Consider the following 15,138-nt stretch of genomic DNA (forward strand, 5'->3'; position numbering starts at 1 on the left):
CTGCTGGCTGGCTGGCTGGCCGCCAACAGCCAGCCCCTTATTGCACCTCCACCTTGCTCAGGTTGTCATCCGAGTTCCGGTCGATCCGCATGTTGTAGGGGTCGACGCCGACCCAGGCAGGCGCTTTGTCGAGCAGCAAGGTGATCTGCTGCTTGCCCGACTTCAGCGGCCGGCGCTCCATCAATAACACCGAGTCCCGTGTGAAGCCCTTTTTGCCCGGCTCGGCGCTGAAGGCGCCAATGTCCAGCGCCTCGTTCAGCGGGCTCTCGGTCTCGCGGCCCTTGCCATCGGCATACAGCTTCTTGGCCTCGACGGTGAAGCTGACTTCGAACTTGCCGTCGGCGCGCTTGCTGGCTTTGGCGTCCGTCGCCTTCAGATCCAAGAGCGTGATTTTCTCGAACAGATCAACAATCAAGGCCTCATGTTCCGGCCCGGCCTCGGCGCGCAAGAGGCGCAGAAAGTCGCGCGTGTCGGCATAGGGCGCGGCCTTGAAGGCGAACTCGGCCAGCAGCTTTTGCAGCGCCCGGTTGACCTTCTCTTCGCCTATCAGCTCTTTGAGCGAATACATCACCACCGCGCCTTTGCGGTAATGGATATAGGCCTGGTTCTCGACGCGGGCCAGTGGCAGCTCTTCCACCGCCTCGCCGGCACGTCCGCTCAGGTAACGGTCCAGTTCATATTTCAGGAATTTGCGGATCTGCGCCTTGCCATAGAGCTTCTCCATCACGAGCAGCGCCGAGTACTGGGCGAAGGACTCGCTCAGCAGCGTCATGCCTTGCTTCTCGGCACCATTGATTTGGTGGCCCCACCACTGGTGTGCCATCTCGTGGGCGGTGACGAAGGTGACCAGATCCACTTTTTCGTCACGATCCGCGTCCTTGAAGTTTTGGATGAAGCCTATCGCCTCGGAGAAAGGCACCGTGCCCGCGAACGCCTGGGCAAAGCGCTCATAGGCGGGGAACTCCATGATGCGGGCCTGGCCGAACTGGTAGGGCGAAAACTGCTCGCTGTACAGATCCAAAGAGGCCTTCATCGCCGTGAACATGCGCTGCACATTGGTGTTGTGGGCCGGGTGGTGATAGATCTCCAGCGCCACCGCTTTGCCGTCCTTGCCGGCCCAGCTGTCCTGCGCTTTTTGATAGCGGGCCGATTGCATCGAGAAGAAGTGGGCGGTCGGCGCATCGCTGCGGGTGACGATGGTGCGCCGGCCATGGGCCGTGCTGTCGCTGATGGTGGTGCCGGGGGCGATCGGGGTTTGATCGGCATCGGTGCTCAGCGTGATCTCGGCGTTGACCAGATCGCTGTCATGGCGCAGATAGTTGTGGGCATTGGCGCCCTCGTCCTCCAGTTTGGCGACGCGCAACTCGGGCGGCAGCCCGTGCTTGCGGCGAATGGCGCGGTCTTGCAGCAGCAGGCCGCGCGGCACGCCCAGCATAGGCGCGAACTGCTGGTTGCTGATGAAGCTGCCGTTGGGAGCGATCTGCGTCTGCGGCCTGCCGTTGACAAAACCTTCTTGCTCCATGCGGATGGCAAAGCTCAGGCCGAGCTTCTCGCCCGCTTGCAGCGGTTTGCTGAGTCGGTAGATGCGGTGCGCCAGGTCTTTGTATTCCTTCTCCAGCACGGCATCGTCCAGCGCCATGGCCTGCACCTTCAGACCCGGCGCCCATTGCACATGCACCTGGCTGATGGGTTTGCCGCTGCGGTTCTCCATTTGGTAGCTGCCCTCAATGTCGGCGCGGGCCTGGTTCGGGTAGAGCTCGACCTTGAGCTTGACGTCGGTGATGGTCGGCTGAGGCAGCTCAGCAAAGCCCCACAAGGTCTTCTCGTAGTCCGCCTGGCGCTGTTCCTGTGCGGGGGCGGTGACGTACTCGTTCAGCACATTGCTGTTGTAGTAGATGTAGGCGCCGGTGCCTACCCAAGCCAGCGTGGCCGCGCTCAAGAGCAGGCCCGGCGTGCCGGCCAGGCGTTGGCGCAAGAGGTTCAGGCGTGGCTGCAGCCTGGTCTCAACCCCGCGCCGCCACATCAGGTGGGTGGCGACCAGGAGCATGGCGCCAAAAGCCAGCCAATAGGCCTGGTGCCAGGCGCGGCCTATCCAGAAGCGGCCCATCTCGTTCATGTCCGACAGCGGCACCTCCGGCATGCCGGCATAGGTGTAGAGCTTGTGCTCAAACCCCATGCTGCCCATCACCATGCCCAAGACCATCAAGACCATCATCACGGCCCAGCCGACGAATTTGTGCGGCACCATGGCCTGCACAAAGATCGAGAGAATTGCCAGCAAGACCGCCGAAATCAGGCCCGGCAAGACCAGCCACAGCAGATAGGCCGCCGGTTGAATCTGGGTGAAGCCATGGCCCAGCTGGAACAAGATGCCGGTCAGCATGGCGGTCAAGTAACAAGCCAGCAGCACGCCACTGATGGCCAGCACTTTGGGCAGTAAAAAGGCCCAGTTCGGCGCCGCGCTGGCGTCCACAATCTCGTGCATGCGGCGCTCGCGGTCCCGCCAGACCAACTCGCCCGCGTAGTAGATCGCGATCAAGAGCGGGATGATGCCAAAGCTGCCTTCCAGCGCATCCACCACCGACCTTGTCACAGGCAAATAGGCAACGCCACGCTCCGAGGTGGTCAAGAGCAGGCCAGCCATTGCGTTCAACACGCCGATGGCCAGCAGCACAAAAAAGGCCGGACTCTTGAACACAAAGCGCATATCGAAGCGCGTCAGTGCGCGCAACTGCAGCCAGGCGGTACTGCCGCCGTGGCTGGGGCTGGCCAGACGCTGAGGGCTTGGCAATGCGTCGCTCTTGTCAATCTTCTCGGCCTTGGCTGCAGCTTTGGCGGGCGTCTCGAACTGGAACAAACGGTAGGCCAGGCCAAACAGCGCGGCGGCCACACTCAGCCAGATCAGCCGGTTGTAGAGCAGCATGCCGCTCAAGCTCGGCAGCAGGGTGTTGCGGTCGGCGGCAGTCCAATACTTGGTCACGCGGTTCAAGGCGCCGATGGCGAAGGGGTCGGCCAGGCCCGAGGCGAGGTCCAGCGAGGGGTCCTTCAGCAAGACTCGCGAGGCACCGAACAGGACGATGAAGGCGACAGCGCCGACATAGGTCCACATCATCGAGCGCGTGATCGTGGCCAGCGCGAAGAAGCCCGCGCCCAGCACCAGCAGCGTTGGCACGCTCATCACCAGCTGAGCAAAAACGTAATGGCTGAGCACCAAGGGGCCAATTTGCTCTGCGTCCAGCCAAGGCATCATGGAGCCGATCAGAATGGCCAGGGGCACGGCGGTGGTGACCAAGAAGGCCACAAACATCGCGCCCAAGAAGCGGCCAATCAGATAGTCGAATTTGCTCACCCGCGTGGAGCGCAGGATGGACGCGAAGCCGAACTCCTCGTCGCGGACCACCACATTGGCCACAAAGGCGGTGACGATGAAGATCGCCATCAGGTTCATGGTGGCGACGATCTGCAAAATGGCAAAAGGCGAGTTGAGATTGCTGGCACCCTTGGGGCCGCCGATCTGAATATCGGTCGAGACGATGGCGCCAAAGCTCATCAGGAAGAAGATCACAAAACTGATCAGGAACAGCGGCGAGCGCAGTTGGTAGCGCGCCTCGAAGGCGAAGATTTTGCTGAGCATCTCTTGCTCCCTCAAGCCGCAGTGGCTGGGTTTGCTGCACTGGACTTGCGCGCTTGCACCAGCGTGGCGAAGTAGAGGTCCTCCAGGTCGCCCTCGACCGCCTCAAAGCCGGCCTCAGGCGCCGAGTCGGCCAGCACATGGATGACGGTCTGGCCGCCGCGCAGGCGGTTCGAGATGACATTCAGTTCGACCTGGTAGCGCGGCAGCGAAGCGCTGTCGACCGTGCGCCGCCAGACCCGGCCCTGCAACTCGCGGCTCAACTCCAGTGGTGCGCCGGTCTGCACAATCTTGCCGTTATTGATGATGGCCATGCGCGGGCATAGATCGGCCACATCCTCGACGATATGGGTGGACAAAATCACCACCACGTTTTCGCCGATCTCGGCCAGCAGATTGTTGAAACGGTTGCGCTCCTCGGGGTCGAGGCCGGCAGTCGGCTCATCGACGATCACCAGCGTTGGGTTGCCGATCAAGGCTTGCGCAACGCCAAAGCGCTGGCGCATGCCGCCCGAATAGCCTGCCACCGCCTTTTTGCGTACGCCCCACAAATTGACCTGCGCCAGCAGGGTTTCGACGGTGTCTTTGCGCTCGCCTGCGTTGGCGATGCCTTTCAAGACGGCCAGGTGGTCGAGCAGCTCGTAGGCGGAGACGCGCGGGTAGACACCAAAGTCCTGCGGCAGATAGCCCAGCGTAGCGCGGAGCTTTTCGGGCTGCTTGACCACGTCAATGTCACCAAACTGGATGCTGCCGGAACTGGGGGTTTGCAGTGTCGCGATGCAGCGCATCAAAGAGGACTTGCCGGCGCCGTTGGGGCCAAGCAGGCCGAACATGCCCTTGGGGATCTCAAGATTGACGCCGTCCAGCGCTTTGGTGCCGTTGGGGTAGACGTGGGTGAGATTGGTGAGTTGTAGCATCGGTGAGCGCCTGGTGTTTTTGCTGAATCAGCGTTGAGTGGCGCCAGTTTGCTCGCTGCCGATTCGCAATTCCAAGGCCTTGCGACACACTGCAAAAAATTTGGCCCGAGTTGCATCTGGTGCAACTCGGGCCAAATAGGCTTGGTGTTCAGCGCAATGAAGCGGCGCTTACATGCCCTTGAACAAGTGCGTGTAGCTGCGGCTGACTTCGAGCTTCTCCGTCAGGCCTTTGACGCCGACCATCTGGCGGCCTCGGAAGTCGCGGGTGATGCCGTCGATGGCGCGGGCATTGACCAGGGTCGAGCGGTGCACCTGCCAGAACAGCGCCGGGTCCAGCTCGTCCACCAGCTCCTTGATCGGCTTGCGGATCAGGGCCTCGACGCGCGCCGTCTGCACCCGCGTGTACTTCTCGTCGCTGATGAAGAACAGCACGTCCTCGACCGGGATCATCTGGATCGCTTGGCCCACGGTGGCCTGAATCCACTGCAGATATTTCGGCGCGGAGGCGGGGTTGATTTGGGCGGAGAGCTTGTGCAGCAGTTGCTGCAGCGGTGCAGCAGCCCGGCTGTCGTCGGGCGCTTCGGCTGCGGCCGGGCCGTCGCTGCCATCGCGCATGGCCAGGCGTTTCTTGATGCGCTGCACGGTCAGCGCCAAACGTTCACGCTCGGCCGGCTTGAGCACATAGTCGGCCACGCCTTGCTCGAAGGCTTCGACCGCGTATTGGTCGTAGGCGGTGATGAAGACGATCTCGGGCAAGACCCAGTCTTCACCCTCGGGCACATCATCGCCGCCGCCCATCTGGGCGATCTGGCGTGCGGCGTCGACGCCGGTCAGGCCGGGCATGCGAATGTCCAGAAAGACCAGGTCCGGCCGGTGCTGCCGCACCAATTCGACGGCTTCGAGACCATTTTTGGCCTCGGCCACGATCTCCAGATCGGGCCAGACTTCGCTCAGGCGGGCGCGCAGTTGCTCGCGCATCAGGCGCTCATCGTCGGCCAAGACGGCGCGTATGCGCGGGGAGTCGGAATGTTGGGTTGAATTCATCGGGCAATGCTAGCGGGTGTTGGCGGTTGTGGGCAGATTTTGCCGCCGCTGCGACCTTGGACGCTTGTTTCTCAACACCAGCCACAGCAGCAGACCCAAAATGATGACAGGCGAGAACAACATCGCACCGAGGCTGAGCAGGCCCACGGCCACAAAGCCCAAGATCAGCACCGTCAGCAGCAGCGGCAAGCCGACGCTGAAGAGCAAGACCAGCGGTATCACCAGGCACAGCACGGCGCCGGTCGCCAAAACTCCCAAGACGGCGCCGACCCCGGACATCGCGTGCAGCCCCTCGATGTCCAGATCCTCGCCATTGATGCTGATGCTGACACCGGGCTGGGCCATCAACTCCTGCCATAAGGCGCCGCCCGCCAGCAGCCCCAGCAAGGCCAGCCCCAGGCTCAGAATCAGCAGCCATCTGAAAGTTGTTTTCATATCGAAGCTCCTTGCTTGTCATCAGAATCATGGCCGCGGCTGCGGTAGGGTACGGTGATCGTTACCTTGGTGCCGCTGGGTTGGTTTTCGCTGACGGTGACGCTGGCCTTGGCGCCGTAGAGCAGCATCAAACGCTCGCGGATATTGGCCAGACCGACGCCGGTGCCGCCGGTGGCAGCGCGGCCAAAGCCCAGGCCGGTGTCGGCCACGGTCACCGCCAGCTTGCCGTGGTTGATCTCGGCCTTGACCGTCAGCATGCCGCCTTCGGCCTTGGGCTCCAGGCCATGCTTGATAGCGTTCTCCACCAGGCTTTGCATCATCATTGGCGGGAACTCGGCCGACAGCAGGCCCTCGGGCACATCGATCGAGGTCATCAGTCGCTCTTCCATGCGCACCTTGAGAATCTCCAGATAAGGCTTGATGACGGCCAGCTCGCGGCCCAAGTCACGCACGCCGCTGGCATTGGCTTCGCGCATGGTCGGCATCGAGGCGCGCAAGAGCGCAATCAAATTCTTCTGCATCTGCGAGGCCCGCGGCGGGTCGGTTTCGATCAGATGATCAATCGAGGCCAGGGTGTTGAAGAGGAAGTGAGGCTCGACCTGCGCTTGCATCGCGGCCATACGGGCCTCGACGACTTGCCGTTTGAGCGACTCGGCCTCGGCCGTTTCGGTCGCCTGCGCGGCCTTCACTTCGGCCTGCAGCCGTCCCTTGTACGTCACCTTGATGAGGGCCGAACCGAGCGCAAAGAAGAAGGCCAGCTTGACCAGAAAGTCACCCAGATGCACAACCGTGGTGTGGCGGCGCGGCTGGCGCTGCGCTTCGCGAGCAGCGCGGCGGGCTTCTACGGCGGCTTCATGGGCGCTGGTCTTGGCCGCTTCAGCGGCAGCCTCCAATGCTTGTTCGATACCCGACTTGGCCTCTTCGATCGCCCGCTTGACCTCGGCCGACTTGGCCTCCTTGGGCAGCTTGATGGAAATCGAGGGCAGGTCAGGGTCGACCTCCGTGTTGTCGTCGTCAGCCGACTCGGCAGACGAGGCGGCGGCGTCTGGGGCCGAGGCGCCTGACTTGGCCTTGCGCGGCTGCACCTTGACGCCGTTCTCGTCGATGGTGATTTCGTAGTGAATCGGCTTGTCCGACTTGAGCAGCGGCTTGGCGGCGCGACGCGCCTCGGCCGAGGGCGCAGGTGGCGCTGGCGGCTCAGGTTCGGCGGGCTCGAAGACTTCGTCCGGCGTGATGGTGGAGCTGATGCGCCAAGTGAAGGGCGGCAGGTCCTGCAAGATATTGACGCCAATCATCAGCGCGATGGCGTAGACGACAAAGCGCTTCCAGCTGATGCTGACCAGCCAGCCGGCATAGACGTGAAAGACCCGCAGCACGGCGGCGGAGAGTCGTTGCCAGCGCTGATAAAGCGTGGGCTGATTCATGGACGAGGGACCTTGTTGCATGGCCCGCACTGTACTGAAGGCTTTGGCTGATGGCGGCCTGAGAGCGATACAGCGCAGGTCTGAGTGGCCGAAATGCACCGAAACGCGACAGTCGGCATGCCTTGTCGCGAGGCTCTGGCTTTCGAAAAGTCGGGCTGTCGGGCCAGTTGTCATGCGCTCAGGACGTCGGAGTGCTTTAATTTTTCTAGGGGACAAACCCTTCCCTAGAACGAGGGCAGGCTTGGGTATCGGCGCTGGGAGCTGGTCTATAGACTGCGTGCTGTGCCGAGGTCTTTGTCTGAAGATAGGAATCCGAAATGTTTGAATTTCGATTTCAAGGCCTGCTGAGCCAGGTGCTGGCTTGTTTGCTGGGCCTGTTCGGTTTGAGTGCTCCCGGCTTGGCCGCCACCAGCTCATTCCAAGGTGACTTCAGCTTGGACAATGATCTTGCAATATTCGCCTTCGAGCTTGTGGTGCCGGGCGATATCGCGGTGACTACCTTTTCTCACAGCGGCGGCGTCAACGCGGCAGGTCAAAACGTGGCGGCCGGTGGCTTTGCTCCCGTGCTGACCTTGTTCGATGCCGATGGCTACGCCGTCCACGGCAATGCGGGGTCCTCCAATGTTTGCGCGGGCGCGGGCAGCTTTTGTTGGGACGCCAGTTTCAGCTTGCAAGGGGCTGCTTCCGGGCATTACCTCTTGGTGCTTTCGCAGGATGACAACAATGTGATCGGCGGCCCGGTGACGATGCCTTTGATGGCCAGCTTCTTCTCCCATGCAAGCGACCCGCATTACACCTCGGGCTTCGCTGGTTTGCCTGACGACGACAGCCTGCACTTTGTTCGCATCGATGGCGATCAGCGCAGCGGGCACTGGGCGCTGGATGTGGACGTGGCCGCGACGGTTAGCCAAGTGCCGGAGTTGGCCACAGTGATTTTGTGGCCGTTTGGCTTGGTCGCCGGCCTATGGCTTGTGCGCCGCCGCGAGGCCTGAAGGCAAGCAAGGCTGCATTAGCTTGGCCGGCATTTCAATTCCATCCGCGAACTGGCCGTCGGCCGGTGTGTGTTTTTCAGCCTCATCGCAAGGAGTTCCCCATGACGAGCATTTGCACCGCAGCACGGCAATGCCGGCCTCAATTTCACCCTGCTCTGACCGCCTTGGTCTTGGGCGCGGGTGGTTTGTTGTTGGGCAGCGAAGCCCAGGCACTTGAGGCGCCGCTGGCCGCCGATTCGCACATCAGCATGGCTCAACCGGCCGCCAATTTTGGCGCCCAGCCAACGCTGAACGTTGGCGGCGGCACATCGGCACTGCTGCGCTTTGATCTGAGTACCTTGCCGCCGGCCGTCACGGCCGCCAAACTGGTCAAGGCCAGCTTGGTGATGTATGTCAACAGGGTCGGTGCGCCGGGTGCCATAGACATCAATCCGGTCAACGCGGCTTGGACCGAAGCGGGCGTGACCTTCAATACCCAGCCGGCTTTTGGCGGCATAGCTTTGCTGGGCGTGCCGGTGCCGGTTGCGGGGCAATTCATGGCTTTGGATGTGACCGCGCAGGTGAAGAGTTGGATCAGCAATCCCGCTACCAACAGCGGATGGATCATTGCCGCTGCCGGCACCTCACCCGGCACCGTGGTGTTCTTTGACAGCAAAGAGAACACGGCCACCGGTCATGTGGCTCGCTTGGACCTGACGCTTGCAGATCAGGGCCCGGCCGGTCCGCAGGGGGCATCGGGACCGATGGGACCGGCTGGAGCACAGGGGGCAGCCGGCGCAACAGGGGCGATTGGCCCGATAGGTCTGACCGGCGCAACCGGCGCAACCGGCGCAACCGGCGGATTTGGCCCCGTCGGCGCAACGGGCGCAACCGGCCCGCAAGGCCCACAGGGTCCGCAGGGACCATCGGGGGTGATCGGCATCAAGTCCTGGAATGGCCAGGCGACGCAGTCGGTCCTGAGTGCTGCAAGCTACAGCGGCATCGGGCCGAATGCCTCGTTGACCTTGGGCGCCGGCCAGCGCATCAGCGCAACCGGGTCTTGGACCTTTGTTCCCACCGTCAGCAACAATGTGCGCATCGACATCTGCTACCGGGCTAGCGCCTCAAGTATTTGGCAGTCACCGGCTGAAGGCTACAAGGTGATTGCCGTAACGGCGAATTCGCGGGCGCTGGCGGCTGTCAGCAACAGCTTTGTCCCCGGCGCGGGTACCTGGGTGGTCGGACCTTGCGTACGCCAGAACAGCGGCGCGAATACGCTCAATGTCAGCTCCTACGACTGGAGCACCGGCTGGGTGATGATCAGCAACTGAGGCCATTGGCGTGGGCCTGCATAAACCCGGGTAGATCAGCTGGCTGATGCCTTGAAATGCCTAGTCAATAAAGCCCCTGAAGCAAGCAAGCAGGCAGGCAGACCTCGCATTGGGCGAGTCGAACTAGCGCAAGCTGCGGCGCATCTTGCTCAAGCTGCACGGTCATGAGGCTGCGCGTGACCTTTGGCAGGCCAGGAACATGGTGCCACTGTTCATATCGCTCACATCGTGCCCTCGGCCCAATCTGTGGATGGCGCGCCGCTGAATGACTGAGCTGCGGGCATGCGCGCGCCATTTCCCTGTGGCGCCCCCTGGCAGCGCAGTCCTTGGGGTTTGCTCGAACTTGCGCAAAAGCCTAACAGCAGATTCAAAGTGCGGTCAGCATCTGGCGTCGCTGCGGCGAGGATTAGCTCGGGCATGGCGCTAACGTCGCTCTAAGACGGGGTGATGTCAGGGCTCCAATTTGACACCTGCAAAGGAAATATTCACTTTACTCAGGGGCGCACCCCCTGAATGAGGGGGGTGTATGCGTTGGATATCGAGGTTAGATAAATATGATGCCGGCCGACGCAGAGTGGCTTGTGAGGGGGCCAAAAATTTGCGTCGAAAGTCAATTCAATAATCTCAGGGAAATTCATGAAACGTTCATTTATTCTGGCTATAGCCGCTGTTTGCAATCTGGCCCATGCAGACGTTCTTTTTATTAACGGGCCTGTTGTCGATGCCAATGGCAAATCGATCCTCGTGGCGCCCGACACTGCATTCGGCGTGGGTGCAAGACTCGGCACAACAACTGTTGCGGACGACTTTGAGATCACGGCCGGCAAGAGCTGGAACGTCACCAGCATCGACTTCTTCGCGTATCAGACCAACTTCCAGACTTTCGCTTTTTCCAAAGCCACATGGAGCATCGTCAAAGGTGATGTGAATACCGGCGCGGTGGTGGCCTCTGGCACGACGGCGGTGACGAATGGCGGCAAGGTGGGCTATCGCGTTACTCCCTCGACCCTGGGAAATACCGTCCGCCCAATTTTTGATCTGAATGCTGATATCGATGACACGACATTGGCTGCGGGTCACTATTGGCTGCGTTGGAGTTTGACCGGTAGTGGGAACCCTTTGGTTGCCTATACTGCGGACAGTCGTGCCGGCAATGCGGCTCAATCGGCCGGCGGGGCATTCAGAACACACCTGGACGGCGGGTCATCTAGGACGCATGAACTGCCTTTCGCCCTGAACGGCAATGTGGTTACTGCCGTGCCGGAACCGCAAACTTATGCCTTGATGCTGGGCGGCCTGGTCTTGTTGGCCGGCGCGGCTCGTCGTCGCGCGAGCAAGCAAGCCTAATTTGTGCGCTGAGTTTGGCAATTAGAAAAGCGACCCTCGGGTCGCTTTTTTTCTATCTTGAGCCGGTCTTTGTTTATTGCTTGACCGCTTCCACCTGAATGATCAGTTTGACGTTCTTCGGGAAGCCCCAGGCCAGGCCGTAGTCCACGCCCCACTGGGTGCGATCAATGGTGGCCTCGAAATCGCCGCCGCAGACTTCGCGCTTGAGCATGGGGTTGTCATAACAGTTGAAATGCATGGCTTTGAGCGTGACCGGGTTGGTCTTGCCCATCAAGGTCAGCTGACCCTGCACTTCGCTGACCTTGTCGCCGTCAAAGACGAATTTGTCGCCGACGAACTTGGCGGTCGGGAACTTCTCGGCGTTCAGCAACTCGGCGCTGAGCAAATGGGTGTTCATCGGTGCGAAGCCGGTGTTGGCCGAGGCGATCTCGAAGCTCACTTCAACGCGGCCGGTCTTGGCGGCGCGGTCAAACTGCACCGACCCTTCTTTCTTGTCAAAGCGGCCACGGTTGGTGGAGGTGCCGAAGTGGGTGATCTCGTAGGTCACAAAAGTGTGGCTGGGATCGATGGCATAGGTCGCTGGGGCGGCTTGGCAAAGGCCGGCGCTTGCGGCCAGGGCAAAAGTCAGAAGAAATTGTTTCATGCTGAGGGTCTCGTGAGGAGTGGGGAATTGAGGGTTGAGGGTCAAGGGGGAGGGAAGAGAAAAACTACAGTGCAGGGACGCCGTTGAAGGCCAGCTTGAACTTCACCTGCACCTCGTTGGCGACCAAGGATGTGTCGGCCCATTCGCCGTCGCCGATCTTGAATTCGAGGCGTTTGAGTACAAAGCCGCCGCTGGCTGCGGTGATGCTGCCGGCTTGCGCCAGCTGAACCGGTACGACGATGTCGCGGCTGAGGCCCTTGATCGTCAGCTTGCCGGCGACATCGAATTGATTGCTGCCGCGGGCCTTGATGGAGCTGCTTTGAAAATGCGCCAGCGGCAGCTTTTTGCTGTCAAACCAGGACGCTTTGGCGAGCTCGGACTCAAGCTCAGGCGCACCCAGGCTCACGCTGCCTAACTCGATATTGAAACTGACCTGACCGGCTTCGGGTTTCTTGGGGTCAAAGTTCAGCTTGGCGTCGAAGCGCTTGAAGCGGCCTTCTACCGGCACGCCCATCTGGCGGCTGGTGAAGCTGATTTCGCTCAAGGCCGGCGCCAAATCCGCCGCGCAGGCAGGGCCGGCCGCGCTGGCCAGGGCGATCAAAATAAGGGCAAGAAGGTTTCTCATGGTGCAGTTTTCCGCGTTTGCTTGAAAGGCGACATGCGTTGCAGCAGGCCGTCACGGTCGATGAAATGATGTTTGAGGGCGGCGCCCAGATGTGCCAAGATCAGCGCGGCCAAGCCATAGGCCAGCAGTTGGTGGGCCTGCTTGAAGCTGGCCGCCAGCGCCTTGTCAACCGGCACAAAATCCGGCAGAGGCAAGACCCCGAACCACACGATGGGGAAGCCCGCCGCTGAGCTGTAAGCCCAGCCCGCCAAGGGCACCGCAAAAAACAGCAGGTAGAGCAGACCGTGGGTCATATGCGCGGCCCGCGCTTGCCAGGCAGGCATGGGCAGCTCAGCCGGCGGGCGATGTGTCAGACGCCAAAGCAGGCGCAAGGCCGACAGCAGCAATATGCTCACGCCCGCCCATTTATGCCAGTTGTACAGCTTCAGCCGGCTGGGCGAGAAGGGCAGGTCGCTCATATACAGGCCCAGGCCCAGCGCGCCGATGATGGCGATGGCGAGCAACCAGTGCAGGGCAATTGCGATTGCGCTGTAACGCAGGGGCTTGGCCTTAGCGGTGATGGGTGTGAGCTGTTGAACCATAGCCTGCAGTGTGCGTGATGGACCTCTGCGCATGGTTCAGCAGGCTTGTGTCTACTGTTCATGGTTTTTGAATGATCCGCGGCGTAACCATTCACCTTCACCGCGAATTCACCGTTTTGTCACGGTGCGGTCATCGCACGGCAGGCAAGATGGCAGCACTGATTTTCAGAGGTGAGCGCAATGGACGTGGTACGCAAGATCGAGGCGCTGTTCGAGCGCCGGGGCGCATCGATTTACACCGGGCAGCGCCTGGAGCGGCGGGAAAGCGTGTCCGCGCTGGAGCATGCTTTGCAATGCGCGCAACTGGCCGAGTGGGCTTATGCCGACAACGCCTTGGTGGCTGCGGCTCTGCTGCATGATCTGGGGCAGTTGATCGATGCGCCGGCCGAAGCGAGCTTGTACAGCGACGAACATGAGCTGCGCGCACTCAATATGCTGGCGGCCGGCGGTTTCGGAAGCGATGTGCTGGAGCCTATCCGCTTGCACGTACAGGCAAAGCGTTACCTGATCTCCACCGACGAGCGTTACGCGGAGGGCTTGTCGGCGGCATCTCTGCATTCATTAGGCATGCAAGGTGGCCGCATGAATGCCGAGGAACGCCTCATCTTCATGGCCCAAACACAGTCTTCGCGCGCCTTGCAGCTGCGCCGCTGGGATGATTTGGCCAAACAGCCGGGCAAGCGCACGCCGCCGCTGGCCTATTACTTGAATCTGCTGGACGAGGTCTTGCGCGCAGCGCGTCAGCCGGCGCGGGTTGTGCTGGCCTGAGTGCCTGCGCAGCGCGCATCCTACTTGAGGGGGATGGCGCTTTGTCAGAGCAAGCCAGATACTAGCAACTGATCGATACGCCGCCTGGACCTCGGCGTGTTGGTTGAAGGGGGAGGACGACGACGCCGACAAGCAAAGCCCGCAAGGGCCCCGCTTGTCGGCTTAGTTTTTTGTGTCGACCGTTTTGTCTGCACCAGCGAGACTCGCTGCGGAGTCCTCATCGGGCCTTGAATGCCGCAAGCCGAGCCCACGGGCTCACCATTTCATTTCGCCCTTGTTGACCTTGGCGCCGATCTCCAAAGCGATGTCCAGGCCCGCCTGTGGGTAGGCTGTCTTCATGGTCTTGATCAGGGCTGCGGCGTCTGCTGCCTTCGGCAACTCGGTCTCGAAGCGCTGCAAATAGTTGATGGTGGCGGGGATGTGGCTGGCGTCCCAGTTGCTGCCCGGCAGCATATGACCGGGCACCACCACCTGCGGTTGCAAGGCGGCCATGCTGCCCAGCTTGCTGATCCAGGCGGCGCGTTCGGCGGCAGTTTGGGTGTCGGCAGTCCAGGCATGCAGGCCGCCGAAAACATTGACGCCGCCGACCACTGCCTTGATGGAAGGAATCCAAACATAGCTGCGATGCGCCAGGCTGTCGTCCAGGCCACGCACTTCCAGCGTCTGGCCTTCCAGTGTCAGCTGATTACCGACCAGGGCTTCTGGCAAGACCGGCGTGCGCGGCGCGTTGGCGCCCAGGCGTGGGCCCCAAACCTTGAGTTTGCTCGGCAAGGACGCTTCAATCTTCTTCAGGGTCGGCGCGGCAGCAAGGATGCGGGCCTGTGGAAACTCAGCGTGCAAGACCTCCAGGCCGAAGTAGAAGTCCGGGTCGGCTGCCGACACATAGATGGTGCTGAGCGTCTTGCCGCTGTCCAGCACCGCCGCTGCAACGCGCAGCGCATCGGCACGGGTGAAGCCGGCGTCCAGGAGGATGGCTTCCTTGGCACCCATCACCAGGACCGAGTTGACGTGGAAACTCTGGGGGCCGTGATTGATCACCTTGAGGCTGAGGGCGGCCGGGGTCGGGTTTGAGGGCGTGGCCGAGGCTGTGTTTGTTTGCGCCTGGGTGCCGACCATGCCGCTGGCCAAAAGCCCGGCGATGCCGAACTGCTTGAGCAGGCGAGGCAATTGCAAAAGCGTTGTGCGGGAGAGAGCTGGCTTGTTCATGTCTGATCCATTCGTTTGCGATGGGTCAGACTGTATTTGCGCGAAAACAATTGATAAACAGCGAATGCAGGACTAGTTTGTTGTCGAATCCGTGCGAATCGCTCGCGGCGGAGGCGCCTTGCGGGCTTTTTGGCGAGCGTCTGTTTGACGATTTTTAGCCACTTTTTTCCAAGCGCAATGAACAGGGCGACTTGAGGCGCCTGCTCGGCGGCCTG

The 15,138-nt window shown here is 61.4% G+C and carries 13 protein-coding genes; 4 read left to right on the forward strand and 9 right to left on the reverse strand.

What is annotated here, in order from left to right; all coding sequences use genetic code 11:
• Nucleotides 1–37 precede the first annotated feature (37 nt).
• From PRZ03_RS07565 to PRZ03_RS07585, 5 genes are all read right to left on the reverse strand, one after another.
• On the reverse strand, nucleotides 38–3,634 hold the full coding sequence (locus PRZ03_RS07565) for an ABC transporter permease/M1 family aminopeptidase (protein ID WP_273599726.1): 3,597 nt from the start codon (nucleotides 3,632–3,634) through the stop codon (nucleotides 38–40).
• 11 nt (nucleotides 3,635–3,645) lie between these two features.
• Nucleotides 3,646–4,548 carry an ABC transporter ATP-binding protein gene (locus PRZ03_RS07570; protein ID WP_273599727.1) on the reverse strand — a complete coding sequence of 301 codons (903 nt, stop codon included), beginning with the start codon at nucleotides 4,546–4,548 and terminating at the stop codon, nucleotides 3,646–3,648.
• A gap of 168 nt (nucleotides 4,549–4,716) precedes the next feature.
• Nucleotides 4,717–5,592, reverse strand: a complete 876-nt coding sequence (locus PRZ03_RS07575; RefSeq protein ID WP_273599728.1) for a LytR/AlgR family response regulator transcription factor — start codon at nucleotides 5,590–5,592, stop codon at nucleotides 4,717–4,719.
• 9 nt (nucleotides 5,593–5,601) lie between these two features.
• The gene (locus PRZ03_RS07580) at nucleotides 5,602–6,027 is read right to left on the reverse strand and encodes a hypothetical protein (protein ID WP_273599729.1); all 426 of its coding nucleotides are present in this window, start codon (nucleotides 6,025–6,027) and stop codon (nucleotides 5,602–5,604) included.
• Complete coding sequence (locus PRZ03_RS07585; RefSeq protein WP_273599730.1) at nucleotides 6,024–7,451, reverse strand: sensor histidine kinase; 1,428 nt, start codon at nucleotides 7,449–7,451, stop codon at nucleotides 6,024–6,026. The genes PRZ03_RS07580 and PRZ03_RS07585 overlap by 4 nt, the downstream gene beginning before the upstream one ends.
• A gap of 317 nt (nucleotides 7,452–7,768) precedes the next feature.
• Between PRZ03_RS07585 and PRZ03_RS07590 the strand changes: the two genes are divergently transcribed.
• The 3 genes from PRZ03_RS07590 (at nucleotide 7,769) to PRZ03_RS07600 (ending at nucleotide 11,100) form a co-directional block, all read left to right on the forward strand.
• On the forward strand, nucleotides 7,769–8,443 hold the full coding sequence (locus tag PRZ03_RS07590; protein ID WP_273599731.1) for a DVUA0089 family protein: 675 nt from the start codon (nucleotides 7,769–7,771) through the stop codon (nucleotides 8,441–8,443).
• 101 nt (nucleotides 8,444–8,544) lie between these two features.
• Nucleotides 8,545–9,753, forward strand: a complete 1,209-nt coding sequence (locus tag PRZ03_RS07595) for a DNRLRE domain-containing protein (RefSeq protein WP_273599732.1) — start codon at nucleotides 8,545–8,547, stop codon at nucleotides 9,751–9,753.
• Nucleotides 9,754–10,389: 636 nt separating this feature from the next.
• Nucleotides 10,390–11,100 (forward strand): PEP-CTERM sorting domain-containing protein, encoded by a 711-nt coding sequence (locus PRZ03_RS07600; protein ID WP_273599733.1) that lies wholly within the window; start codon nucleotides 10,390–10,392, stop codon nucleotides 11,098–11,100.
• Between the two features lie 73 nt (nucleotides 11,101–11,173).
• Here PRZ03_RS07600 and PRZ03_RS07605 read toward each other — a convergent pair whose 3' ends face one another.
• From PRZ03_RS07605 to PRZ03_RS07615, 3 genes are all read right to left on the reverse strand, one after another.
• Complete coding sequence (locus PRZ03_RS07605) at nucleotides 11,174–11,743, reverse strand: YceI family protein (RefSeq protein ID WP_273599734.1); 570 nt, start codon at nucleotides 11,741–11,743, stop codon at nucleotides 11,174–11,176.
• 64 nt (nucleotides 11,744–11,807) lie between these two features.
• Nucleotides 11,808–12,368, reverse strand: a complete 561-nt coding sequence (locus PRZ03_RS07610; protein ID WP_273599735.1) for a YceI family protein — start codon at nucleotides 12,366–12,368, stop codon at nucleotides 11,808–11,810.
• A complete protein-coding gene (locus PRZ03_RS07615) occupies nucleotides 12,365–12,949 on the reverse strand; it encodes a cytochrome b (RefSeq protein WP_273599736.1) in 585 nt (194 codons plus the stop codon). The genes PRZ03_RS07610 and PRZ03_RS07615 overlap by 4 nt, the downstream gene beginning before the upstream one ends.
• A 180-nt stretch (nucleotides 12,950–13,129) precedes the next feature.
• Here PRZ03_RS07615 and PRZ03_RS07620 point away from each other — a divergent pair, with 180 nt between their 5' ends.
• On the forward strand, nucleotides 13,130–13,717 hold the full coding sequence (locus PRZ03_RS07620; RefSeq protein WP_263533605.1) for an HD domain-containing protein: 588 nt from the start codon (nucleotides 13,130–13,132) through the stop codon (nucleotides 13,715–13,717).
• Between the two features lie 255 nt (nucleotides 13,718–13,972).
• Here the strand turns inward: PRZ03_RS07620 and PRZ03_RS07625 are convergent, their stop codons facing one another.
• Nucleotides 13,973–14,923 carry an MBL fold metallo-hydrolase gene (locus tag PRZ03_RS07625; protein ID WP_273599737.1) on the reverse strand — a complete coding sequence of 317 codons (951 nt, stop codon included), beginning with the start codon at nucleotides 14,921–14,923 and terminating at the stop codon, nucleotides 13,973–13,975.
• Nucleotides 14,924–15,138: the final 215 nt, after the last annotated feature.

Source organism: Roseateles albus (assembly GCF_028595345.1).
Classification (GTDB): Bacteria; Pseudomonadota; Gammaproteobacteria; order Burkholderiales; family Burkholderiaceae_C; genus Paucibacter_A; species Paucibacter_A albus.

Excerpts from the sequence above, each read along its gene's own strand:
- PRZ03_RS07625 (WP_273599737.1), bottom strand. The coding sequence starts at position 14,923 with ATGAACAAGCCAGCTCTCTCCCGCACAACGCTTTTGCAATTGCCTCGC.
- PRZ03_RS07595 (WP_273599732.1), top strand. The coding sequence starts at position 8,545 with ATGACGAGCATTTGCACCGCAGCACGGCAATGCCGGCCTCAATTTCAC.
- PRZ03_RS07610 (WP_273599735.1), bottom strand. The coding sequence starts at position 12,368 with ATGAGAAACCTTCTTGCCCTTATTTTGATCGCCCTGGCCAGCGCGGCC.
- PRZ03_RS07605 (WP_273599734.1), bottom strand. The coding sequence starts at position 11,743 with ATGAAACAATTTCTTCTGACTTTTGCCCTGGCCGCAAGCGCCGGCCTT.
- PRZ03_RS07570 (WP_273599727.1), bottom strand. The coding sequence starts at position 4,548 with ATGCTACAACTCACCAATCTCACCCACGTCTACCCCAACGGCACCAAA.
- PRZ03_RS07590 (WP_273599731.1), top strand. The coding sequence starts at position 7,769 with ATGTTTGAATTTCGATTTCAAGGCCTGCTGAGCCAGGTGCTGGCTTGT.
- PRZ03_RS07600 (WP_273599733.1), top strand. The coding sequence starts at position 10,390 with ATGAAACGTTCATTTATTCTGGCTATAGCCGCTGTTTGCAATCTGGCC.
- PRZ03_RS07585 (WP_273599730.1), bottom strand. The coding sequence starts at position 7,451 with ATGAATCAGCCCACGCTTTATCAGCGCTGGCAACGACTCTCCGCCGCC.
- PRZ03_RS07580 (WP_273599729.1), bottom strand. The coding sequence starts at position 6,027 with ATGAAAACAACTTTCAGATGGCTGCTGATTCTGAGCCTGGGGCTGGCC.
- PRZ03_RS07575 (WP_273599728.1), bottom strand. The coding sequence starts at position 5,592 with ATGAATTCAACCCAACATTCCGACTCCCCGCGCATACGCGCCGTCTTG.
- PRZ03_RS07565 (WP_273599726.1), bottom strand. The coding sequence starts at position 3,634 with ATGCTCAGCAAAATCTTCGCCTTCGAGGCGCGCTACCAACTGCGCTCG.
- PRZ03_RS07620 (WP_263533605.1), top strand. The coding sequence starts at position 13,130 with ATGGACGTGGTACGCAAGATCGAGGCGCTGTTCGAGCGCCGGGGCGCA.
- PRZ03_RS07615 (WP_273599736.1), bottom strand. The coding sequence starts at position 12,949 with ATGGTTCAACAGCTCACACCCATCACCGCTAAGGCCAAGCCCCTGCGT.